The organism is Candidatus Thiothrix sulfatifontis (genome assembly GCA_022828425.1).
GTDB lineage: Bacteria > Pseudomonadota > Gammaproteobacteria > Thiotrichales > Thiotrichaceae > Thiothrix > Thiothrix sulfatifontis.
The window spans coordinates 2,147,860-2,169,314 of sequence record CP094685.1 but is presented as its reverse complement, the minus strand read 5'-3'; the positions used below and the strand labels follow the sequence as shown (position 1 = coordinate 2,169,314).

The 21,455-nt window shown below is 51.6% G+C and carries 22 protein-coding genes and 3 pseudogenes; 3 read left to right on the top strand and 22 right to left on the bottom strand.

The window, feature by feature from the left end; all coding sequences use genetic code 11:
* Position 1: 1 nt before the first annotated feature.
* The 15 genes and pseudogenes from L3K52_11110 to L3K52_11040 all read right to left on the bottom strand — a co-directional run bounded on the left by L3K52_11110 (position 2) and on the right by L3K52_11040 (position 9,938).
* Positions 2-220 (bottom strand): annotated as a pseudogene (locus L3K52_11110) (dCTP deaminase).
* Between the two features lie 30 nt (positions 221-250).
* A pseudogene (locus L3K52_11105) lies at positions 251-1,294 on the bottom strand (dCTP deaminase).
* A gap of 57 nt (positions 1,295-1,351) precedes the next feature.
* A pseudogene (locus L3K52_11100) lies at positions 1,352-1,702 on the bottom strand (dCTP deaminase).
* Entirely contained in the window at positions 1,699-2,142 is a 444-nt protein-coding gene (locus L3K52_11095) for an LEA type 2 family protein (GenBank protein UOG90748.1), read from the bottom strand. Before L3K52_11095 ends, L3K52_11100 begins: the two are co-directional and overlap by 4 nt.
* A gap of 54 nt (positions 2,143-2,196) precedes the next feature.
* The gene (locus L3K52_11090) at positions 2,197-2,358 is read right to left on the bottom strand and encodes a hypothetical protein (protein ID UOG90747.1); all 162 of its coding nucleotides are present in this window, start codon (positions 2,356-2,358) and stop codon (positions 2,197-2,199) included.
* 109 nt (positions 2,359-2,467) lie between these two features.
* Complete coding sequence (gene nusB / locus L3K52_11085; protein UOG90746.1) at positions 2,468-2,944, bottom strand: transcription antitermination factor NusB; 477 nt, start codon at positions 2,942-2,944, stop codon at positions 2,468-2,470.
* A 6-nt stretch (positions 2,945-2,950) separates the two neighbouring features.
* Complete coding sequence (gene ribE, locus L3K52_11080; protein UOG90745.1) at positions 2,951-3,427, bottom strand: 6,7-dimethyl-8-ribityllumazine synthase; 477 nt, start codon at positions 3,425-3,427, stop codon at positions 2,951-2,953.
* Positions 3,428-3,501: 74 nt separating this feature from the next.
* On the bottom strand, positions 3,502-4,608 hold the full coding sequence (ribB, locus tag L3K52_11075) for a 3,4-dihydroxy-2-butanone-4-phosphate synthase (protein UOG90744.1): 1,107 nt from the start codon (positions 4,606-4,608) through the stop codon (positions 3,502-3,504).
* A gap of 6 nt (positions 4,609-4,614) precedes the next feature.
* The gene (locus L3K52_11070; GenBank protein UOG90743.1) at positions 4,615-5,280 is read right to left on the bottom strand and encodes a riboflavin synthase; all 666 of its coding nucleotides are present in this window, start codon (positions 5,278-5,280) and stop codon (positions 4,615-4,617) included.
* A complete protein-coding gene (ribD, locus tag L3K52_11065) occupies positions 5,280-6,401 on the bottom strand; it encodes a bifunctional diaminohydroxyphosphoribosylaminopyrimidine deaminase/5-amino-6-(5-phosphoribosylamino)uracil reductase RibD (protein ID UOG90742.1) in 1,122 nt (373 codons plus the stop codon). Before ribD ends, L3K52_11070 begins: the two co-directional genes overlap by 1 nt.
* A complete protein-coding gene (gene nrdR / locus L3K52_11060) occupies positions 6,398-6,907 on the bottom strand; it encodes a transcriptional regulator NrdR (protein UOG90741.1) in 510 nt (169 codons plus the stop codon). The genes ribD and nrdR overlap by 4 nt, the downstream gene beginning before the upstream one ends.
* A gap of 6 nt (positions 6,908-6,913) precedes the next feature.
* Entirely contained in the window at positions 6,914-8,191 is a 1,278-nt protein-coding gene (locus tag L3K52_11055; protein ID UOG90740.1) for a serine hydroxymethyltransferase, read from the bottom strand.
* Positions 8,192-8,277: 86 nt separating this feature from the next.
* Positions 8,278-8,880, bottom strand: a complete 603-nt coding sequence (locus tag L3K52_11050) for an META domain-containing protein (protein ID UOG90739.1) — start codon at positions 8,878-8,880, stop codon at positions 8,278-8,280.
* A 153-nt stretch (positions 8,881-9,033) separates the two neighbouring features.
* The gene (gene ampD, locus L3K52_11045) at positions 9,034-9,597 is read right to left on the bottom strand and encodes a 1,6-anhydro-N-acetylmuramyl-L-alanine amidase AmpD (GenBank protein UOG90738.1); all 564 of its coding nucleotides are present in this window, start codon (positions 9,595-9,597) and stop codon (positions 9,034-9,036) included.
* Positions 9,594-9,938, bottom strand: coding sequence for a protein disulfide isomerase family protein (locus L3K52_11040; GenBank protein ID UOG90737.1), 345 nt, complete (start codon positions 9,936-9,938; stop codon positions 9,594-9,596). The genes ampD and L3K52_11040 overlap by 4 nt, the downstream gene beginning before the upstream one ends.
* A gap of 83 nt (positions 9,939-10,021) precedes the next feature.
* Between L3K52_11040 and L3K52_11035 the strand changes: the two genes are divergently transcribed.
* Genes L3K52_11035 through rep form a run of 3 tightly spaced genes read left to right on the top strand, consistent with a single transcriptional unit; the run spans position 10,022 to position 13,630 of the window.
* Positions 10,022-10,954 (top strand): ATP-binding protein, encoded by a 933-nt coding sequence (locus tag L3K52_11035; protein ID UOG90736.1) that lies wholly within the window; start codon positions 10,022-10,024, stop codon positions 10,952-10,954.
* Positions 10,954-11,631: a hypothetical protein gene (locus L3K52_11030; GenBank protein ID UOG90735.1), complete on the top strand. Its 678-nt coding sequence runs from the start codon at positions 10,954-10,956 to the stop codon at positions 11,629-11,631. Before L3K52_11035 ends, L3K52_11030 begins: the two co-directional genes overlap by 1 nt.
* 1 nt (position 11,632) lies before the next feature.
* A complete protein-coding gene (gene rep / locus L3K52_11025) occupies positions 11,633-13,630 on the top strand; it encodes a DNA helicase Rep (GenBank protein UOG90734.1) in 1,998 nt (665 codons plus the stop codon).
* Positions 13,631-13,637: 7 nt separating this feature from the next.
* Here rep and L3K52_11020 read toward each other — a convergent pair whose 3' ends face one another.
* From L3K52_11020 to L3K52_10990, 7 genes are all read right to left on the bottom strand, one after another.
* Entirely contained in the window at positions 13,638-14,477 is an 840-nt protein-coding gene (locus L3K52_11020) for a hypothetical protein (GenBank protein ID UOG90733.1), read from the bottom strand.
* Positions 14,478-14,538: 61 nt separating this feature from the next.
* Positions 14,539-16,272 (bottom strand): BatD family protein, encoded by a 1,734-nt coding sequence (locus L3K52_11015; protein UOG90732.1) that lies wholly within the window; start codon positions 16,270-16,272, stop codon positions 14,539-14,541.
* Positions 16,266-18,047, bottom strand: coding sequence for a VWA domain-containing protein (locus L3K52_11010; GenBank protein ID UOG90731.1), 1,782 nt, complete (start codon positions 18,045-18,047; stop codon positions 16,266-16,268). The genes L3K52_11015 and L3K52_11010 overlap by 7 nt, the downstream gene beginning before the upstream one ends.
* A 7-nt stretch (positions 18,048-18,054) precedes the next feature.
* Positions 18,055-19,038: a VWA domain-containing protein gene (locus L3K52_11005; GenBank protein UOG90730.1), complete on the bottom strand. Its 984-nt coding sequence runs from the start codon at positions 19,036-19,038 to the stop codon at positions 18,055-18,057.
* On the bottom strand, positions 19,031-19,507 hold the full coding sequence (locus tag L3K52_11000) for a DUF4381 domain-containing protein (GenBank protein UOG90729.1): 477 nt from the start codon (positions 19,505-19,507) through the stop codon (positions 19,031-19,033). Before L3K52_11000 ends, L3K52_11005 begins: the two co-directional genes overlap by 8 nt.
* Entirely contained in the window at positions 19,504-20,424 is a 921-nt protein-coding gene (locus tag L3K52_10995) for a DUF58 domain-containing protein (protein ID UOG90728.1), read from the bottom strand. Before L3K52_10995 ends, L3K52_11000 begins: the two co-directional genes overlap by 4 nt.
* Positions 20,424-21,395 carry a MoxR family ATPase gene (locus L3K52_10990; GenBank protein ID UOG90727.1) on the bottom strand — a complete coding sequence of 324 codons (972 nt, stop codon included), beginning with the start codon at positions 21,393-21,395 and terminating at the stop codon, positions 20,424-20,426. Before L3K52_10990 ends, L3K52_10995 begins: the two co-directional genes overlap by 1 nt.
* Positions 21,396-21,455: the final 60 nt, after the last annotated feature.

Below are 21,455 nucleotides of genomic sequence, written 5' to 3'. Positions count from 1 at the left end.
GCTACGTCTTCGGCAGGGTAACGCCGGTTTGCCCTTGGTACTTGCCACCACGATCTTTGTAGGACGTGGAGCAAACTTCATCCGACTCGAAGAACAGCATCTGCGCCACGCCTTCGTTGGCGTAGATTTTCGCGGGTAACGTCGTTGTGTTGGAGAATTCCAAGGTAACGTGGCCTTCCCATTCGGGTTCTAAAGGCGTTACATTCACAATTATTCCGCAGTTGTGGACGAAAACGCCATTATCCAACGCAAAATTTCCCGCTTCAGGAACGGTCGAACAGAACACATCGTGATCACCTGCAACAGGACGAACATGTGTCACTTTATGGTTTTGCTGACCTTCACGGCTCACACCTCGGAACGCATCAATAATATGCGGGAAACGCCGGAATACAGCACGATCACATTCTAATAAACGTGCTGCTCCTCGAATTGATCCCGTTTGATGCAATGCCTCTTTCACGATTTCATCAGTAATCTCAGTACGCAAACGCAAATTTCGCGCCAATTCAGCCTGACGTTGATGTCTATCAGGATTAGCCTGCTCCCAAACAGCTTTCATCCGTTCACTTTGCCTCACTCGCTCTGCATGATCCTGATAACGGGCAAGCATCGCCTCACGATGAGCCTGTCGAGTAGCATCCGAGGGATTGCAACGCGCTGCTAATAATTCTGCACGTTGAGCAGCATAAACATCATCGTGCCAGAAACGACTAGCTCGTTCACTTTGCAAGCTAGAATAACGTTCTGCCCATTCAGGATTTTGCATACGTTCATGCAATGCGGCACGGATGGATGCACTGTGTTCGTCAGGGTCAAACTCCTCACCGTAGTTTTCCGCATTGTGCAGCCGAATATGTGCTCCGGCATCCATACGGACAATATTCCAAGGATTATTATTTAAACGGTCAATATCGACATGATGGCGATGGGTGTTTGGCACATCAGCATACAAGCCATTCCGTAAATTCCACTCATCAGCCAAACGGTGCGTGGGATACAAATGCCCGTTCAACGGTTGGTATACCATTTCATAACCACGCGCCAACTGCCGATATAATGGCATCAACGACGTTCCCGCTGCTAATTCACCCGCCGCGATCCAACGCCCATCACGCAGCATAAATAAATGGTCAGGGGTAGCGAAAATACTTTTACCATTATCTAACCCAACTTCAATGAGGCTATCACGCCCCACATAACGCGGGGCTTCCAGTTGTGCCACAATCAAACGACCGTTTGCACCAATGCTATAACCCCAGAACAATTCACCCTGCTCGGCACGTACTGCCATTTCTTCCAAGGTTGGAGAAGAGCCATCGACTAAAGCAACACGGGTATCACCGCGAAAACAACGTGCATACGTCGATTTTCCCAAACACACCACCAAGGTGCTACGCGGAATGCGGAAATATTCCACCGTCCGCGCCAGTGCAAACGAGTTCGGCGGGATAATGCAAACATCACCTTTAAAATCCACAAAGCTCTTTTCATCAAAGTTCTTCGGATCAACGATGGTGCTATTGATATTGGTGAAAATCTTGAATTCGTTGGCGCAACGCACGTCGTAGCCGTAGCTGGATGTGCCGTAAGAGACAATTTTTTCGCCATTCACGGAACGCACTTGCCCCGACTCGAACGGCTCAATCATGTTCGTTTCAGTTGCCATGCGGCGAATCCAATGGTCGGATTTGATGCTCATTGACGCACCCCTACCCCGCCTTGACGTTGGAACGGCACGCTGATAAACGGCAATTTCACCGCGCCCGTCAAATCGTAGCGCAGGCTGCGCGTTTTCATCGCTTCCGGTGCGAGTTGCAGCAATTGCATAAAATCCAGCTTAACCGGGATATTGATCGGTACTTCCTGACGTGCGCCAATGCTCATGCCTTGGTTTTGATCGCCACTGGCAACGGGATGCCCGTTCAAGCTCAAACCGTATTGGATGCCCTGTAATGGAATCGGGAAAGCATTTGGATTAGCGACATTGAGTGTCACCACCGCCGTGCCTTGCGTCAAAGAAATTTCTTGCAAGCTGACGTTTTGGATGGATATTTTGGGCTGCTCAACCACACCGGGAACGCCACTACAGGCTGGTAACAACAGTGTCGTCAACAAAAGAGGCAACATTCGCTTTAGCATAAACAGTCATTCGTCCTATTCGTTGGAATACTGAATACTAAACGAAACGCGGTTTCAATACACCTGTCGAGCAAATAAGCGTTCTAGCCGATGTTGCCAACGCTGCATTCGTTCCCCACGTTGCGCTTGCGAGGTACACAAACGCCGCGAGCGTAACCCCTGTCGGAACAGCAGGGGGAATTTGCTATCATCTTTGATCATTGTTGTCAGGCTCATAGTGCGCCACACTCCTATTTATCTTTTAGTTAAATACCTTGATAAGCATAACCGCAAGATGTGCAGAAAATGTGTAGAGCCGATGGAAGGTTTTTGCAGCAAGCCCTCATTAACGGTTGGCTTCAGACTCCACTGGACGAATTTGCGTCGCAACTTTATCCAATACACCATTGACGAACTTATGCGCCTGTTCCGCGCCGTACTTTTTCGCCAGATTCACGTATTCGTTGACCACGACTTTGTAAGGCGTTTCCAGATGATTGAGTAACTCACAGGTTGCCACCCGCAATACCGCGTGTTCAATCGGGTCAACTTGCGCTAATTTACGATCCAGATACGGCGTAATCCGATTTTCCAGTTCTTCGCCCCCCTCAATCGCGCAACGCATCAGCTTGTGAAAAAATGCTGCGTCACACTTGCGAAAATCCGCTGCTAATTCCTTTTCTTCCTGAAAATACACATAAATATCGTGGAAACCGTTGCCGGTAATCAACCACTGGTAAGTCCCTTGCATCGCTAAACGCCGCGCCACACGGCGACGAGCGATTAATTGCTGGGACTCCGAGAGGGGTTTGTGTCCTGCCATTTGTGTTTATTTCCTAATCTTACGCAGCAAGGAAACCATTTCAATCGCCGACAATGCTGCTTCAGCGCCTTTATTGCCTGCTTTGGTACCAGCACGTTCGATGGATTGCTCAATGGTATCCGTGGTCAATACGCCAAAAATAATCGGCAATTCATGGCTCAAACCCACTTGCGCCAAGCCTTTGGAGGCTTCGCCCGCCACGTAATCAAAATGCGGGGTACTGCCACGAATAACCGCACCCAAGGCAATAATGGCATCGTAATCACCGTTTGCCGCCATCGCCTGCGCCACTAACGGGAGTTCATACGCCCCCGGAACGCGCACCACGTCGATGTCTTCCTCTTTCACACCGCCATGACGCTTGAGCGCATCCACCGCGCCTGCCAGCAGGCTTTCGACGATAAAACTGTTGAAACGCGCGACGACGATGCCGTACTTGGCTTCTTGGGGTGCAAAATCACCTTCGATGACATTGAAGCTCATTGAACCATCCTAAACTCATTATTAAAGAACGCTATAAGAATCCCTTCGGCCCCGCTCAGGGAGCAAAATGACACTTAATCCTGAACATAATCCACAATTTCTAAACCGAAACCAGCAATGCCGTGCAAACGGCGCGGCGCACTCATGACACGCATCCGGTGTACGCCCAAATCCGACAAGATTTGCGCACCAATACCGTAGGTTTTTAATTCAGCCGGTGAAGAACGGGTATTGTCCTGCACTACTGCTTGAAATTCAAACCCTTTCAAACGTTTCAGCACATCTTGCGTCTGAATCGGTTCGCGCAAGATAACAATCACACCCTTGCCTTCGCGTTCAATCCGCTGCATCACGCCACGTAATGGCCAGCCGCAACCCGGTTCTGCCAATGCCAACAGGTCGCACAATTCATTTTCCAAATGCACCCGCACCAGCACCGTATCGTCAGCACCGATGTCACCTTTGACGAGTGCTAAATGAATGTCATGCTTGGCTTGTTCCTGATACGCGACTAAATGGAATGCGCCGTATTCGGTTTGCACCTCTTTTTCAAACACGCGCTCAACCGTTTTTTCATGTTGCACGCGGTAGCGAATCAGGTCTTCGATGCTGCCCATTTTCAAACCGTGCTTTTCGGCGAAAATCTCCAAGTCAGGGCGACGTGCCATCGTGCCGTCTTCGTTGAGAATTTCGACAATCGTCGCCGCCGGTTCAAACCCTGCCAAACGCGCCAAATCGCAACCCGCCTCGGTATGCCCAGCACGGGTCAATACGCCACCGGGCTGTGCCATCAACGGGAAAATATGCCCTGGCTGCTCAATATCGGTAGGTTTCGCATTCGGTGCCACCGCAGTACGCACCGTGTGCGCCCGATCATAAGCCGAAATGCCGGTCGTGACGCCTTCAGCGGCTTCAATCGACACGGTGAAATTGGTGCGGTGTTCTTCATCCGTCGCGGAAATCATCAGCGGCAAATTCAATTGCTTGCAACGCTCGCGGGTCAAGGTCAGGCACACCAAACCACGCCCTTCCTTCACCATGAAATTAATGTCTTCGGGGCGGGTGAGCGACGCCACCATTAACAAATCGCCTTCATTTTCGCGGTCTTCGTCGTCAACGATAACGACCATTTTGCCTGCGGCGAGGTCTTTAAGAATCTCTTCTGTGGTGTTGAATTGCATGGTTTCTCACTTCATAAAGCCGTGTTCGGCAAGGAATGCTTCGGTAATCGCACCGCTGTGAGGCGTCATCTCAGCAGCGTTATCACCCAGCAACAAACGTTCAAGGTAGCGGGCAATGACATCGACTTCCAGATTAACCGCTGTGCCGCTGCGGTAATCGGCGATAATGGTTTCGCTCAAGGTGTGCGGCACGATATTGAGTTCAAAGGTGCTGCCCTCGACCTTATTGACAGTCAGGCTAGTGCCATCCATGGTGATCGAGCCTTTCGCGGCAATGTACTTTGCCAACTGTGCCGGAGCGCGGATACTGAACCGCACCGAACGCGCATCGTCATGGCGGCTAATCACTTCGCCCAAACCGTCCACATGCCCGCTGACCAAATGACCACCGAGGCGGGTTTGCAAGGTTAAGGCTTTTTCCAGATTGACCTTGGAACCGCGAGCCAAATGCCCAAGACTGGTTAAGGACAAAGTTTCGCGCGAAACATCCGCGCTAAAACTGCCACTATCCAACGCCACCGCCGTCAAACACACGCCATTGACTGCAATGCTATCGCCCAGTGCCACATCACTCATGTCCAACTTGCCGGTTGCAATCGTTAGGCGCATATCGCCACCTTTGGGCTGCATGTCGCGGATTGTGCCGATGGATTCAATAATGCCGGTAAACATCAGTTTTTCACCTCTGGTTTCAGGCTGGCAATGATACGCCAATCTTGCCCCACTGCGCGAATATCGCGAATTTCCAGCGGAATACGGTCGCTCATCTGAGCAATCGCCGGTAACTGGAATAAAGGGCGGGCGCTAGACCCCATCAGATGAGGCGCAAGGTAGATAACTAATTCATCTGCTAAGCCTTGTTCCACTAGCGCCCCCGCCAGTGTTGCACCCGCTTCGACGTGAACTTCGGTAATTCCATCCGCGACCAAAGCCGTCATAACTTCGGGCAAATGCAACTGTTGACCCGTAAAATGGCGGACAATCACCCCAGCTTGCTCCAACAGCGCTATCTTTTGCGCGTCATTACTGCACGTATATACCCGAATTTCACCCGGTAATTCGAGCAGCTTAGCGTTCAGCGGGAATTGTAAAGCCGAATCCAGCACCACCCGAATCGGCTGACGCACGTCACCCACAATCCCCAACTCGTCCGATGTTAGGCGAACATTCAACGATGGATCGTCCGCCAACACCGTGCCAATGCCGGTTAAAATAGCGCCCGCCTGCGCCCGTAGCAATTGCACATCACGCCGCGCCGCTGCGCCGGTAATCCACACGCTTTCGCCCGATTCCATCGCGGTACGCCCATCCAAACTCATTGCCATTTTCACGCGCACATACGGACGATGACGTTCCATGCGAGAAATGAAACCGGGGTTCAAGGCACGCGCTTCGCTTTCCAACAAACCGGACGCGGTGCTAATTCCTGCATCACGTAATAATTTCAAACCATCGCCTGCCACCAATGGATTCGGGTCAACCATGGCAGCGACGACCCGTGCGACCCCCGCTTGCAGCAAGGCATTGGCACACGGCGGAGTACGCCCATAATGCGAACAAGGTTCAAGTGTGACGTAGACATCGGCATCACGCGCGGCATCGCCTGCCATGCGCAAGGCGTGGATTTCGGCGTGGGGTTCACCGGCACGTTCATGCCAACCCTCGCCGACAATTTGACCATTGCGCACAATCACACAGCCAACACGCGGATTCGGTTGCGTGGTATACCAGCCGCGTCGCGCCAGTTGCAGCGCATATGCCATGTAACGGTGGTCGTCAGGGGTAAAATTCATGCTTTGGGGGGAATCGGCAGTAAATTGATTTGGCGATTACGTTGCTCGGAAGTGGGGTCACTTTCCAGATGCTCGATCATGCTGCGGAACTCTTCAATTGCATCAAAGCGGCGGTACACCGACGCAAAACGGATGTAGGCGACTTCATCCAATTGACGCAATTCATCCATCACCAGTTCACCGATCATGGAGGAAGGCACTTCGCGTTCCCCGCTAATCAAAATGCGTTTGCGAATATGCGTTAATGCCGCTTCGATACGGTCAATCGACACCGGACGCTTTTCCAATGCTCGCATAATACCGCCGCGCAATTTGTCATCGTCGAAGGGCTCACGCGCTGCATTGGATTTAATCACACGCGGCATGGTCAATTCCGCCACTTCGTAAGTGGTGAAACGCTCATCGCAAGCCGAACAACGCCGCCGACGGCGCACTTGGTCGCCGTCATTGGCTAAACGCGAGTCAACGACCCGCGTGTCATCTGCGCCGCAAAAGGGGCAACGCATCCGTGCTTACGCCGGGTGGTCGCCAAACGTGCTGGAACCGTAGACCGGGAAACGCTCACAAATGCTGAGTACTTGCCCTTTCACCCGGTTGATGGTAGCGGTATCTTCCACGTTATCCAACACATCCGCAATCCAGTTCGCCAACTGGGTACACTCGACTTCCTTAAAACCACGGGTGGTAATCGCAGGTGTGCCAATACGAATGCCGCTGGTGACGAACGGCGATTGTGGGTCATTCGGCACCGAGTTTTTGTTGACCGTGATATTCGCCGCACTTAAAGCCGCATCCGCCGCCTTACCCGTAATGCCTTTGTCGATTAAATCAATCAGCATTAAATGGTTGTCCGTGCCACCCGATACAATCTTGTAGCCACGCCCCATCAAGGTTTCTGCCATGATTTTGGCGTTTTTCGCTACTTGCTGTTGGTAAACGGTGAATTCAGGCTCTAATGCTTCCTTGAACGCTACCGCTTTTGCCGCGATAACGTGCATCAAGGGGCCGCCTTGAATGCCGGGGAATACCAGCGAGTTGAATTTCTTTTCCAACTCAGGGTTAGCTTTTGCCAGAATAATGCCGCCACGAGGCCCCCGTAGGGTTTTGTGCGTGGTAGAAGTGGTCACGTCAGCAATTTGTACCGGGCTGGGATAAACGCCAGCAGCAACCAAACCCGCCACGTGCGCCATATCGACCAGCAAGTACGCGCCGACTTTATCCGCGATTTCACGGAATTTGCCCCAATCAATCACACGGGAATACGCCGAAAACCCCGCCACGATCATTTTAGGCTTGTGCTCCAAAGCTAAACGCTCGACTTCGGCATAATCAATGTAGCCTTCGTCGGTAATGCCGTACTGAACTGCATTGTAAATCTTGCCGGAGAAGTTGACTTTTGCGCCATGCGTCAAATGCCCGCCGTGCGCAAGGCTCATGCCTAACACGGTATCGCCGGGGTTTAGCAGTGCCATGTAAACCGCTGCATTGGCTTGTGAACCGGAATGCGGTTGCACATTGGCATAATCCGCGCCAAACAATTGCTTCGCACGCTCAATCGCAAGCTGCTCGGCAATATCGACGTATTCACAACCACCGTAATAGCGCTTGGCAGGATAGCCTTCCGCGTATTTGTTGGTCAGCACCGAACCCTGCGCTTCCATAACACGCGGGCTGGCGTAGTTTTCGGATGCAATCAGCTCAATGTGCTCTTCCTGACGGCGCACTTCGGACTGCATGGCACTCCACAATTCATCATCGTAACCTGCGATTGTCATCTGGCTGGAAAACATGTCGCTTTTCTCCTGCACGTTGAAAGCTAAAAAGGCGTTATAGCATACCACTGTTTTCAGTCTCAACCTACGCGGTTTTAATTGAATCAGCCCGTAGCAGCAGGTGGCTTTTCTTCAGCAGGCAATTCAGCGTCGGGTTTATCAGCATCTGCACTGCCGAACTTCTTACCGAAGATGACTGAAGGCTCGCCGCTGCGGTTATAAAAATGCAGGGTATTGCCAATTGTTTCTACGCTGCCAGCCCGTTGCAACGTGCGCAAATAAGCACCTTCCCAATCCCCTACATTGATAGTTTGCTGACCTGAACCAGGACGCAAGATTGGGCAACCTGAGCGCCCCTTGTCAACGCCTGTAATCATAAAGCCGGTATGCCCGACCCGTTTGAAATCAGCCTCGTATTCATTGCACCCGCCTGAACCCGTGAGTGCTACCTCACCGACCTTCATGCTGATAACTAACTCACTGGGAACTTTATTGCCATAAACTGACAGCAAACGCCACTCTGTATCCAGCAATGAAGGCCCACCACTGTTAAGTGGACAAGCGCCCGTCGGGAGTGGCGTTACAGCGCCGTCAGGGGGTGTAGCCGTTTCTGCGCAAACAGCAACACTGCTCAACAGCAAAGGAAGCAGTAGCAAAGTGCGGCAGAGCTGAACAGAAAAACAAGACGGTATAAAATTCGTTTTCATGGGGTTCCCTCAATTAATGATGGTTATGTGGGGCAAGCAATACGTCATATGCGTGTGACACCTCTTCAGTATAGGAAGAATGCTAGGTTTTCACCACATTGAATATTTTCTACCCCCTAGTGTTGGATTTATACAACAACTGGCTAACAATATTCAGGCAGGCAGCACCACACCTAGCGCATCACTCAAACGCCTCCAGTCAAAAAATGGCCCCGGATCGGTTTTACGCCCTGGCGCAATATGCTCATGCCCCGTAATGTGCTTCAAACTTAATCCCGGATAAGCGTCAACCAAAACGGGCAGTAACATTTCCAATTGCGTGTATTGTGCCGCCGTAAATGGCTCAAAGTCTGACCCTTCGATTTCAATACCTATCGAAAAATCATTGCATTGACTTCTTCCCTGATAGTTTGACACACCCGCGTGAAAAGCGCGTTTATGGAAGGGCACATACTGGACAAGCTCGCCATTTCGCCTGACTAACAGATGACTGGCTACCCGCAAGTGACAAATTTCGGCAAAAAATGGGTGCGCCTCAGGGTCAAGTTGATTGGTAAATAAGTGATCAATCCACGGCCCACCAAATTCGTAGGGTGGCAGGCTAATATTGTGCAAGACAATTAACTCAGGGATGCAACCTTGCGGGCGTTCGTCGTGGTTAGGGGATGGGCATTGGCGAGCGCTGTCCAATAAGCCAGTTTCTAAGTCTATGTTCAAGGTTCATCCTCGGCAGGCCGCGCCAATGCAGTTTGAAGCGCCGTGTGAATCCGGGCGGGCAAGGGTTCACAATGCAATTCACAGTGGTAATGACCATCAACGTACAGAAACATTGCAGGCAGGTGAAAAATATCCAGCGCGTTGACCAGCCCACCGTTGTGAACAGCATCCACCTCAAACATTGGCAAAGCGGGGTATTCATGCAAATACCTACTCAGTGCCAACTTGAGATTGCGGCACGCGCCACAGTTAGGGGCAGTAAAAAATACCAGTGCCGCGCCGTGTGTTTCCGCCAGCACATGGTGAAAGTTCAGATCAGTCAGGCTTGCAATGTTTTTCATGCCGCGCATTATACATCCACTTGTTACCGTGCCTGCACGAAACTTGCTATAGTTTGGGGACTTATGGATGAAGGATACACGCCATGCTCGACAGCTTACACATCAAAAATTTCCGCTGCTTTGAAGACTTGACCATTCCCTCGCTAGGGCGGGTGAACCTTATCGTGGGGAGGAATAATAGTGGTAAGAGTACGCTGTTGGAGGCAATTTCTATTTTTGCACAAGACGGCTCAACAAAATCTATAAAAAATCTTTTAAATAAACGCCATGAATTTTTCAATGGTTCTATTTACCAAGATAATAAGAAAAACATCATTATTAAAAGTGATAAAAAAACACTTAGCCTTTTTACCGAATATGATGAAAATATTGGTGAGATATACACATCAGAAGCAAGTCTCTCTGATAATGACTCTGATATAAGAGAGCATCAACAACCATTTGCAATGGTTAAGAGCCAACTTGCCCATGAGAATGATCTTGCCCAACAGTGGGACACTGCCTACTTGGACTCTGAAGAACATATCATTAAAGACATTCTGACAATCTTCAATGCAGACATTACCAATGTCATATTTGTTCAATCACCGGAAAAAAAAGATGAACGAGTTGCTGTACTTAAAATAAAAGGTAAAGCCAAAGCTGTTCCGCTTAAAGCAATGGGTGAAGGTGTCAGTCGTGTTTTGCAACTATTTTTAAGTGCGTTACGAGCAAAAGGGGGCTATTTGCTAATTGACGAGTTCGAGAATGGCTTGCACTACTCTATTCAGGAGGAAATATGGAAAAAATTATTCTATTTGGCAAAAGAGCTTGACCTTCAAGTATTTGCAACAACTCATAGCGAAGATACGGTAACAGCATTTGCAACGGTTGCCGTGGCAGACAAAGAAGTTGACGGTAAGCTTATTACTTTGGGACGTAGTGCTGGTAAATCCAATCGTGGACAAATCATTGCCCATGTCTACAGTGAAGATAGATTGGATTGGATTGTTAATTCTGGCATGGAAATCCGTTAATGAGAAAGCAACAAAAAATCCTTCTTATTGAGGGACAAGATGACCGTATTTTCTTTCAGCACTTCTTGTGCAAGCTAGATATACAAGTTGATATTGAACCAAAAACACCAAAAAATTTCTGTCAAACCACAAGCGATGGTATTGATGTATTACGTACTCAGGCATTACCGACCGCATGGGAGCGAATTACCTCAGGAGAACTAACTCATTTAGGCATTGTGGTAGATGCTGACTCCCAAATACAAGGCTATGGCTTCACAAAGCGTCGGGATCAAATTACTAATGTACTGAAAGAATATGGTTACGACATACCTGAATTATCCAATATTCCTCTCAAAGGTGAAATATTTACTCACCCTGAAGAATTCACTCCCATTGGCTTATGGATTATGCCAACACATAGCGCTGACGGGATGCTTGAAGACTTACTACTCGACAACCTGAGCGACAATATTCAGCAAGCACTGCTAGATAAAGCTGATGAAACAATCAGTGAATTAGGCGACTTACGCACGTTTAAAGACACACACTTATCCAAAGCACGCCTCTCCACATTACTCGCATGGCAAAAGAAGCCCGGTACATCCGCAGGTAAAGCCTATCAAGCAGGCGTTTTTGCTGCTGACTCCGCAGCCCTCACTGCATTCACACTCTGGCTACAAGCAGTATTCCAATAACATGAACGGATTAAACCCCCAACAACAAGCCGCCGTCACCCACCTCGGCTCACCCCTCCTCGTTCTCGCTGGTGCTGGCAGTGGCAAAACCCGCGTCATCACCCAAAAAATCGCCTGGATGATCCGCAAAGGCGTGCATTCTGCCGACCAAATCGCGGCGATCACCTTCACCAATAAAGCCGCCCGTGAAATGCGCGAACGCGCCACTCAACTCTTGACCAAGGAAGAAGCCAAAGGCTTGACCGTTTCCACCTTCCACACCTTAGGCTTAAACATCATCAAGCGCGAAGCCAAACGCCTAGGCTACAAAGCCAATTTCAGCATTCTTGATGCGCAAGACAGCGAAGCCATCCTCAAAGAACTCGCCCACAAAGAAGACGTGGAAGAAGCCGACAACCTGCGCTGGATAATTTCACGCTGGAAAAATGATTTCATCTCGGTCGAACAAGCCGCACTGCTGGCAAATACCACCGACGAAAAACTCGCGGCGATTTTATACGAAAAATACCAACGCCAAATCAAAGCCTACAACGCCGTCGATTTCGACGACCTCATCGTCTTACCTGTACAACTTTTCGAGCAACACCCCGACGCGCTGCAACACTGGCAACACAAATTGCGCTACCTATTGGTCGACGAATACCAAGATACCAACGCCTGCCAATACCGCCTGATTCGTCTGTTAGCGGGTATTCGCGGCGCACTCACCGCCGTGGGAGATGACGACCAATCTATCTACGCTTGGCGTGGCGCACGCCCCGAAAACATTGCACAGTTGCAAACCGATTACCCCACGCTCAAAGTGATCAAGTTGGAACAAAACTACCGTTCCACCAGCCGCATTTTGCAAAGTGCCAACAAACTCATCGGCAATAATCCGCATTTATTTGAAAAAAATCTGTGGAGTACCCTCGGCGAAGGCGACCCAATCCGCATTATGCCGTGCCGCACGCCCGAACACGAAGTCGAAAAAGTTGTCGGTGAAATTCTCAAAGCTCGCTTCCGTGACCGCGCCGATTTCAAGGATTTTGCCATCCTCTACCGTGGCAACCACCAAAGCCGTTTGTTTGAAAAAGCCCTGCGCGAAAATAATATCGCCTATAAAATCAGCGGCGGCACCTCGTTTTTCTCGCGTGCTGAAGTCAAAGACATCCTCGCCTACCTACGCCTGATCGCCAACCCCGATGATGACGCTGCTTTCTTACGCATTATCAACACACCCAAGCGCGAAATTGGCACCTCCACGCTGGAAAAACTCGGAGAATACGCCCACGAACGTAAAACCAGTATGCTCACCGCCGCGCAAGAACTCGGCTTTGCCCAGCGCATCTCCGCCAAAGCCACCCAGCGCATCGAAACTTTCTGCTTCTGGCTGCACGAAATCACTCGCGCCGCTGAAAATGCCGATCCAACCAGCATTGTTAAACAAGTCATCAACGATACCGGCTACGAAGACTGGCTCAAAAACACCTGCAACACCCCCAAACAAGCCGAATCGCGCATGAAAAATGTCTGGGAAATTGTCGAATGGATACGCAAACTCCACGACGATGGCGCTGGCAAAGAAACCTTGGGTGAAATTATTGCACACATGAGCTTAGTCGATATGCTGGAGCGCAATAGCGAAGAAAAAGAACAAGATGCCGTAGCATTGATGACCTTACACGCCGCCAAAGGCTTAGAGTTTCCCAACGTGTTTTTGATCGGAGTGGAAGAAGAACTGCTCCCACACGCCAACAGCCTCGACGAACACAGCATCCAAGAAGAACGCCGCCTCGCCTACGTGGGCATTACCCGCGCCCAGAAAAACCTCACCATCAGCTACGCCAAAGTACGCTCACGCTACGGCGATGCCGCCACCGTTGAACCCAGCCGCTTCCTCGACGAACTTCCCCCCGAACATCTCGAATGGGAAGACAAAAAAGTCGTGTCGCCAGAAGAACGCCAGGAAACGGCGCGAGCGTATATTTCTAACTTGCAGGCTTTGCTAGGTGATTAAGTGAAAATTATTGCGACAAAGTGCTCCATTCCACCCACTTTTCCACCCGTTTTTTGCCGTCAAAACGCACTAAAAACCACTCCACACCGTCATCACCCTCGCGATGATCCAAAAGCGTCACTTTGTCGCCCTTAATCAAGTACATTTTAGTTTTCGTTTTGGCATCCGGCTTATCGTACAAAGCCGCTTTGTCGACGGTGATTTTGCGGGTAGCCGCAGGTGTTTTTACCGTCACATCTGAGGAATCTTGCGTATCGGCGATGACTTTCGTCAGCATTTTTCCTGCTGCATCGTAGATCTTGACGAAATACAAATCCCCATCCGTGCCCACCATTGAACCCTCCGACCACACATAGGGTTTGCCTTTATTGAAACGGTAATCCGTGCTGTACCAACGTGGCCCTGAGCGTTGCGCGGTGCTCAGTGTTTTGGTTTCTGGGGTCAACGTGGGGTTGCTGATTGGCTCTTTGTATTCCTGAAATTTACCCTGCGCTTTATTCCACAAGTGCAAGCGGTAGAACAGATTGACACCGCCATAACCCACGCCTTCTAGCACTGCCACGTCACCGTAGCCGTCAAAATTGAAATCGGCTTGCAGCAACAAACCGTCAATGCTTTGGCTACCTTCGGGAACATCGGGCATCTCTCCCAATTGTTGCGTTTTGCCGTTGGGAAGTTTGGCAATAATGGTATTGCCTTGCTGCTCTACCACCACGTTCACCTTGGTTTCGGGGGAAAACGTGATGGGCAATTTGGCATGACCTTGGGGTTCGGTGAATGCCGCTGCATTCAAGGAAAATAGGCTTGCGCCCAATAAAAATAACCCGGCTGGAATGGGCATGTGCATGATTTTACCTCGCTGATTTAAACACCTACACCTTAGACCCTTATACCCGATTTCGTTCGGATTAGTCTGGGTAAAGTGCAGCAAGTTCCGAGGTTTTCACCGCTGTCTGTCCGTTGGATAGCTTAAATCCTTGCAGTGCTTGCCACAAACTTGCGCCGCGCCAGCCACCGCTGCTGCGACCATAGAGCACCGCATTGAGCGCATCAATTTCGGTTTGCAACGCTGGGAGGGCTTGTTCGCGCAAATTTGCCAGCAACGCGGGGCGTAGATGTAAGCCGACTTCCATCCATTGCAGTAAGGCATCATGGGCGGCTTGCGGTTGGTTTTGCTTACACGCTTGTTCCAGCCGTTGCCACACAGTTTTAGCGTCGGGAGGGCGTACTGATGCGGGCGTATAGGAGGTTTTGGCAAATTTTTTAGGCGTTGTTTGGGCTTTTTTCCAGAAATGCCACAGCAACCAACCCACGGATAATGTGCCCCAAATAATCAGCAATGCGGCGGCATACCAGTCCCACGAAAACCAAGCAAACCAGCCAGCAGTAACTTCTGGCGTATCCGGGGTTGTGGCGGTCGGAGGTGTTGCTGGAGCTGCCTGCTTAAGTTCTGTTGCGGTGGTCGTATTCGCAGCAGGAGCTGCTTGCCCACCTGTTACTACCAGTTTCACCGGATCAAGTGTGGTGGTTTCCTGTTTACCCGTTGTGGTATTCCACCAATCAATGCTCAGACCGGGGAATGCGTATTCACCATTATAGGGGGCAACCACTACCCACTTTTCCTGACGCACGCCCACGACACCGTTGCTACCGGGATCGTTACGCAATTCGGGCTGATCGGTGTACGCCTTGATACCCGCAGGTGCTTGGATGTCGAGCTTAGGCAGTTGTTCTGCGGCTAAACCGTCCGCCACAATCGCCAAGGTCAGAGTCACGGGTTCCCCTGCCTTGAGTTTATCAGCGGGTGTCTGCCAATGCGCATTCAGAGTAAGACTATTCGCGGGTAGCCATTGCTTGCCGGTATAGCTGGCGGGTTGACCTTGAACCTGCAACGTCAAGGGTTCGGAAAAACGCCGAATGCGCTTGCCCCTCATGCCAAATGGGTCAAATTCATTGTTGTTTTGATCATCAATAATACCGTCAAAGGTCGTGCGCCCCAAAGTCAGTGTGCCGCTTTGCTGCGGGGTAAGCGCGTAACGGCGTTCAATCACTTGGTAATTGCGCCCGTTGCGCATCAAGGTCGTATTGCGCGTTTTACCCAATTGCTGAATATTGCCCTTGCCCGCTTCCACTTCGGGATGGCTGAGGCTGGCCTGCGGTTGCAACGGCGTAATGTGCAACATGCGTTGGGTAATCACGGTTTGCTGCTGCACATACGGCTGCTGCGGTTCAGCGGTGAGTTCAATGAGAATATCGGACGAGTTCCCCGTGTTCGCCTGTGGCGGTGGCTGATCCATGACTTGCAAATCCAGCGCCTGACTTTGATCTGCGCCAAACGCAATCGGGGGAATCGGTACAGTGCCGGTACGACGCGGGTATAAGCGCAATTCCCACGTGGTGGTAATGCTGCTGACACCGTTCACCACGCTGAGACTGTTGCTTTGCGAACGCCCGCGTATCTCAAAATCTTGCTCTAAAGGCGAAAAATCCGGGTCGCCCGCTACTATCCCATCCGCCGTAAAGGTGAGTACCACGGGGTCGCCTACCGCCACCGGATTGCGGTCAAGTTGTGCCATAATCGCGGCGGCTTGCGCCCCAAATGGCAGCAGCCACAGCCATGCTATCAAGAGTAATCTCACCATTCATCACCCCTTGCCTGCGCACCACGTTGTTGGTATTGGTACTGAAACTTGCGCCGCCACAGACCCGATGGATCATCAGGAATACGCCGCAACCATTGCTCAGTGGCTTGTTCTTGTTCACGCTGTTGCGGGTCATTAGCCTCGTTTGCTTGATCGCCTTGTTTGGCTTGCCCTGCTTCCTGTTCAGCTTGTTTGGCAGCGTCTTGTTCTTCCGCCTGCTGCTTTTCATCCGGCGAATTCTTGGGTTGCTGCGCTTGTGAATCCTGACCTTCCGCACCTTGCGCTTGCTGCTGACCTTCGCCCTGTTGGTCTTGTGGTGGGGGTTGTTGCCCCGATGAATTTTGTGGCGGCTGTTGCGGTTGTTTTTGCTGAGAATTTTGTTGGGGCTGAGGTTGTTGATCCTGCTGTTGCTGGAGCGCCTCTTCCACCATCTTCAGGTTATGACGCGCATCGTCATGGTTAGGCTCGGCTTCCAATACGCGCTTGTAGGCCGTAATTGCCTCCTTAAATTTGCCCGCTTTCGCTTGCGCATTCGCGTAATTGTACTGCCCGGTAATGCTTTGTTGCGCGGCATACTGTTGTGCAGCAGTTTGATAATCCTTGTTTTTATACGCCGAAGCCCCTTTCCATTCAGGGTTTTGGAAAAGTTCGGAAGCACGGGCAGGTTGTCCGCTATCCAGCGCTTCTTGTGCTTGTTGGTCAGGCGTTAGCCATAGATCATCCCAACTGAATGCTGTCGCGGTTTGCGGTTGCGGCAACAGAATGCACACCAATACCGCCCCTAACCAGCCGCGCCTAAACGTCAATGCCGCCAGTGGCAAGAGCAACAACACTAACCAATACCCTTCATTCACCCACGCATCGGTTTGGCGACCTTGACTTTTGCTTAACTGCTGCTGGCTAAGTGCCTGCCACTGCTGACTCAAGGTATTCACATCGGCATCGCCCAACGCCGCTTGCGTGAAAACCCCGCCACCGGCTTTGGCAATACGTTCCAAATCATCCAGATTCACGGTCGCAATCACGGTTTTACCCGCATTATCCAGCAAAAAGCCCCCTCTAGGACGTGGTATTGCCGCACCATCCACCGACCCCAATGACAATACGGACACGTTGTAACCCATGCCCCAAGCCTTATCCGCTGCGGCAATCGCCGCTTCCGTGTCCGCTACGCCATCCGTCATCAGCAAAATACTGCCGGTTTTCATACCCGCTTGTTGCAGCAATTCGACCGAGCGTTCAATCGCCGGGGTCAATAAACTGCCGGGCGCTGGCATAATGTCGGGCGCAAGATTCTTCACTTGCTCCTGAATCGTGGCAACGTCATCAGTCAACGGTGAAACCACAAACGCATCCCCGGCAAACACCACCAACCCGTTTTGCGCATCCTGACGCGCATTGAGAATGTCGAGCAATTTGAAACGTGCCAAGGTAATGCGATTGGGTTTTTCATCATCCGCGTACATCGAGGCAGAAAAATCCATCGCCACCACCAGCGCTTGCTGATCACGAAATACCGGCACTTCGCGCTTCTCCCACGCGGGGCCTGCCATTGCCACAATCGCCACCAGCAACGCCAGCGACAGCCAAGCCAAGGGCAACCATCCCCAACTGCCCGCCGTGCCACTCAACACAAACGGCATCAATTGCTTATCGACAATGCGTTCCCAGCCGCCTTGCTGACGCGCCTGAAACCATTTCATGCCCAACACCAGCAGCAGCACCAGCAATAACCACAGCCATTCCGGGTGGAGAAAATGCAGATTATTCAACATAAAACCCTCACTCCCGCTCTACCCGCAACACGGCTGCCAACAGCGTCAGCACCAGTGACGCCAGCAACGGCCAACGGAACAATTCTTGCTGCGGTCGCCATTGCTGTGCTTCTTTTTCCACGGGTTCGAGCCGATCCAATTCCGCGTAAATCTTGTGGAACTCTTCGGTATCACGCGCCCGGAAATACATGCCACCCGTGCCGGTCGCAATCGCTTTCAAGGTGCGCTCATCCAAATCCGCCGACGGATTCATCAACTGAAACCCAAAAACGCTGCGCATCTGGTCACTTTCCGAACCGATCCCCACCGTGTAAATTTTTAAACCCACGGCTGCCGCCATCTCCGCCGCTTCCAAGGGGCTGACACTGCCAGCAGTATTCGCGCCATCGGTCATCAGAATCAGAACGCGATTTTTTTCCGGGCTATCTTGCAAGCGTTTCAGCGCCAGCCCAATCGCATCACCAATTGCAGTGCGTTCGCCCGCCAAACCAATTTGCGATTCATTCAACAAGCGCAGCACGGTTTGACGGTCAAAGGTCAACGGGGCTTGCAAATACGCCTGATCACCGAATAACACCATGCCGATGCGGTCGCCAGTGCGTTTGCGCACAAACTCCCCCGCCACCGCTTTGGTTGCGACCAAACGGTCGACCACCTGCCCATTGAGGATAAAATCCTGCTCCTGCATACTGCCCGACAAATCGACAGCCAGCATCAAATCACGCCCCGACACCGGCATTGCCACTGTATCGCCTACCCACACCGGACGCGCCGCTGCCGCCACCAATAAGATCCACGCGGCACTCGCCAACAACAATACCAGCAAACCGAACCACGAACGCCCCAATACCTTGCCACCCTGCTGAAAATCCTCCAAAAACGGGACTTTCAAGGCAACCCCTTGCTTGGGTTCTGCCGGTTTCAGCCACCAACGCACCACCAGCGGCAAGGGTAGCAAGATAAACAGCCACCACCAGAGGAATTCATACATGATCTTTCCCCCGTTGCAATTTGATCCATTCACGGGTGGCTTGCAGCACGGCTTTGGTTTCGGCTTGCGTTTCCGGGCGATAGGGTATTTCGGTGAGTAAATGTGCCAACTTGCCACCAAATAAGGGCTTGCCTGCTTTATCGTCCAAAAATTTGACCCACGCTGCGCCAGTCAGCCCCGCGACGGTTTGCCGCCCGTACTGACTGATCGCGACCCGCCGTAGCAACACCGACAGTTCGCGCAATAATTCTTTGGTATTCGTGCCGTATTGACGTTGCAAACGTTCCAACTCCAGCAAAGCGCTTTCCAACCCTTGCTCAGCACGTTTTTGCTGCTGCCAACGCCAGAACAACCACGCAATCACTGCCAACATCAAACCCGCGAGCATCCACCAGCCCGGTGCTGGCGGCCACCAGCCAATTGGGTCGGGCAAATGAATATCACGTAACGGTAGTTCTTCTGGGTTCATCGCAACCCCCGTGACAATTTCAGCAAGCGTTCGTTATCGCTGTCAGCGGTCGACAATTGCACCAATGGAATCCGGTAGCTGCGACTGAATTCCTGCAAGGTTTTCGCCGCTTGCGCCACACGATTGCTATAACGGTCGCGCCACAGCCGCAAACCCAAATTCAGTAATAAATGCCGTTTACCGTCAGTCAAACGCAAGCTGCCGTTATTGGGCAGTTTCTCTTCAAATGGATCGTGAATTTCCACCAAGGTTAATTGCGAATGTTGCGCAATCATTGCCAATTGCCGTAATGCTGCCGGTGTCACTTGCCGAAAATCACTCAGAATAAACAATTGACTCCCCGGCTGTGTCACCCGCCGTAAGCGCGTCCAACTGGCTTGCAAATCGCTGCGACTCGGCTCAGCGACCGTAGGGCGGGTCATATCACTTAACTGCCGCAACAAATGCAAAGCCGCCGAGCGGCTCCGCGACGGTTTAAATTCGGTATGCGTGCCATTTTGCAAAATACCGCCGATGCGGTCGCCATCATCAAGGGTTTTCCACAGCAATAATGCCGCAATCTGTGCCGCCAACACCGACTTAAAACGCCCACGGGTCGCAAAAAACATCGACGGGCGTAAATCCACCCACAATAACACCGGCTTTTCGCGCTCTTCTTCAAACACCTTAGTATGCACCCGCCCGCTACGCGCCGTTACCCGCCAGTCAATGGTGCGAATATCATCACCGGGCTGGTACATGCGCGATTCCGCAAAGTCCATGCCGCGCCCTTTGTGGACTGAACGGTGCAAGCCCGCGTGACGCGCCCGAATATGCTTTTTCGCCAAATGCAAGGTGCGCACCTGTCCCTGTAAACGCAACAAGGATTGCAGGGAACTGAATACAATCCCTTCGCCAACTCCAGCGACACCTGCCATCAAGGGACTGCCACCAACGCCAGCAATTCATCAATAATATGGTTGGCGGTCATGCCATCGGCTTCGGCTTCAAACGTCAGCAATAAACGGTGGCGTAACACATCATGCGCCACCGCCTGCACGTCTTCGGGGCTGACGAAATCGCGCCCAGCCAACCATGCATGAGCGCGGGCGCACCGATCCAATGACAACGTGGCACGCGGGCTGCCGCCATACGCAATGCTACCCGCCAAGGATTTACCGTAACGTTCGGGGTTACGGGTTGCCAACACCAATTGCAACAGGTAGGTTTCCACCTTGTCGGTCATGTAAATATTCAGCACATCCTGCCGCGCTAACGCCACGTCATTCCGGCTGACCAGCGGCGCAATGGCTTCTTTTTCATGGCGCACTTGCTGCATCGCTTCTTTGCGCCCCAAATGCAAAATGACTTTTTCTTCGGCAGGCGTTGGGTAATCCACCATCACGTGCATTAGAAAACGGTCGAGTTGCGCTTCCGGCAAACGGTACGTGCCTTCCTGCTCAATCGGGTTTTGGGTCGCCATCACCAAAAATGGTTCGGGCAATTTCCAGGTCGTACCCGCAACGGTAATCTGGCGTTCCGCCATCGCCTCCAACAGCGCGGATTGCACTTTGGCAGGCGCACGGTTGATTTCATCCGCGAGGATCAAATTGTGAAACAACGGGCCTTTCTGGAAGTGAAACGAGCCATCATTGGGGTGAAATACTTCCGTGCCGGTAATATCCGCTGGCAATAGATCCGGCGTGAACTGCACACGGTGAAAATCGCCCTCGATCCCCTGCCCCAACACCTGAATGGCGCGGGTTTTCGCCAAGCCCGGCGCACCTTCCACCAGCAAATGCCCATCTGCCAGCAACGCGATCATCAGACGATTGATCAGGGATTTTTGCCCAATGATTTTGCTTTGCAAATACTGGGACAACTTGTCAAAGTTTTCTTTTTGGTTCATGTTCGCAGGTAGTTATGTGGGTGTAGGGCGGAATATACGCGCCCCATTCCCGTGGTTTCA

Excerpts from the sequence above, each read along its gene's own strand:
- rep (UOG90734.1), top strand. The coding sequence starts at position 11,633 with ATGAACGGATTAAACCCCCAACAACAAGCCGCCGTCACCCACCTCGGC.
- ribB (UOG90744.1), bottom strand. The coding sequence starts at position 4,608 with ATGCAATTCAACACCACAGAAGAGATTCTTAAAGACCTCGCCGCAGGC.
- L3K52_11055 (UOG90740.1), bottom strand. The coding sequence starts at position 8,191 with ATGTTTTCCAGCCAGATGACAATCGCAGGTTACGATGATGAATTGTGG.
- L3K52_11070 (UOG90743.1), bottom strand. The coding sequence starts at position 5,280 with ATGTTTACCGGCATTATTGAATCCATCGGCACAATCCGCGACATGCAG.
- L3K52_11095 (UOG90748.1), bottom strand. The coding sequence starts at position 2,142 with ATGCTAAAGCGAATGTTGCCTCTTTTGTTGACGACACTGTTGTTACCA.
- nusB (UOG90746.1), bottom strand. The coding sequence starts at position 2,944 with ATGGCAGGACACAAACCCCTCTCGGAGTCCCAGCAATTAATCGCTCGT.
- L3K52_11015 (UOG90732.1), bottom strand. The coding sequence starts at position 16,272 with ATGGTGAGATTACTCTTGATAGCATGGCTGTGGCTGCTGCCATTTGGG.
- L3K52_11035 (UOG90736.1), top strand. The coding sequence starts at position 10,022 with ATGCTCGACAGCTTACACATCAAAAATTTCCGCTGCTTTGAAGACTTG.
- L3K52_11020 (UOG90733.1), bottom strand. The coding sequence starts at position 14,477 with ATGCACATGCCCATTCCAGCCGGGTTATTTTTATTGGGCGCAAGCCTA.
- L3K52_10990 (UOG90727.1), bottom strand. The coding sequence starts at position 21,395 with ATGAACCAAAAAGAAAACTTTGACAAGTTGTCCCAGTATTTGCAAAGC.
- L3K52_11040 (UOG90737.1), bottom strand. The coding sequence starts at position 9,938 with ATGAAAAACATTGCAAGCCTGACTGATCTGAACTTTCACCATGTGCTG.
- L3K52_11010 (UOG90731.1), bottom strand. The coding sequence starts at position 18,047 with ATGTTGAATAATCTGCATTTTCTCCACCCGGAATGGCTGTGGTTATTG.
- L3K52_11030 (UOG90735.1), top strand. The coding sequence starts at position 10,954 with ATGAGAAAGCAACAAAAAATCCTTCTTATTGAGGGACAAGATGACCGT.
- L3K52_11090 (UOG90747.1), bottom strand. The coding sequence starts at position 2,358 with ATGAGCCTGACAACAATGATCAAAGATGATAGCAAATTCCCCCTGCTG.
- ribE (UOG90745.1), bottom strand. The coding sequence starts at position 3,427 with ATGAGCTTCAATGTCATCGAAGGTGATTTTGCACCCCAAGAAGCCAAG.
- nrdR (UOG90741.1), bottom strand. The coding sequence starts at position 6,907 with ATGCGTTGCCCCTTTTGCGGCGCAGATGACACGCGGGTCGTTGACTCG.
- L3K52_11005 (UOG90730.1), bottom strand. The coding sequence starts at position 19,038 with ATGTATGAATTCCTCTGGTGGTGGCTGTTTATCTTGCTACCCTTGCCG.
- L3K52_11050 (UOG90739.1), bottom strand. The coding sequence starts at position 8,880 with ATGAAAACGAATTTTATACCGTCTTGTTTTTCTGTTCAGCTCTGCCGC.
- L3K52_10995 (UOG90728.1), bottom strand. The coding sequence starts at position 20,424 with ATGGCAGGTGTCGCTGGAGTTGGCGAAGGGATTGTATTCAGTTCCCTG.
- ribD (UOG90742.1), bottom strand. The coding sequence starts at position 6,401 with ATGAATTTTACCCCTGACGACCACCGTTACATGGCATATGCGCTGCAA.
- L3K52_11000 (UOG90729.1), bottom strand. The coding sequence starts at position 19,507 with ATGAACCCAGAAGAACTACCGTTACGTGATATTCATTTGCCCGACCCA.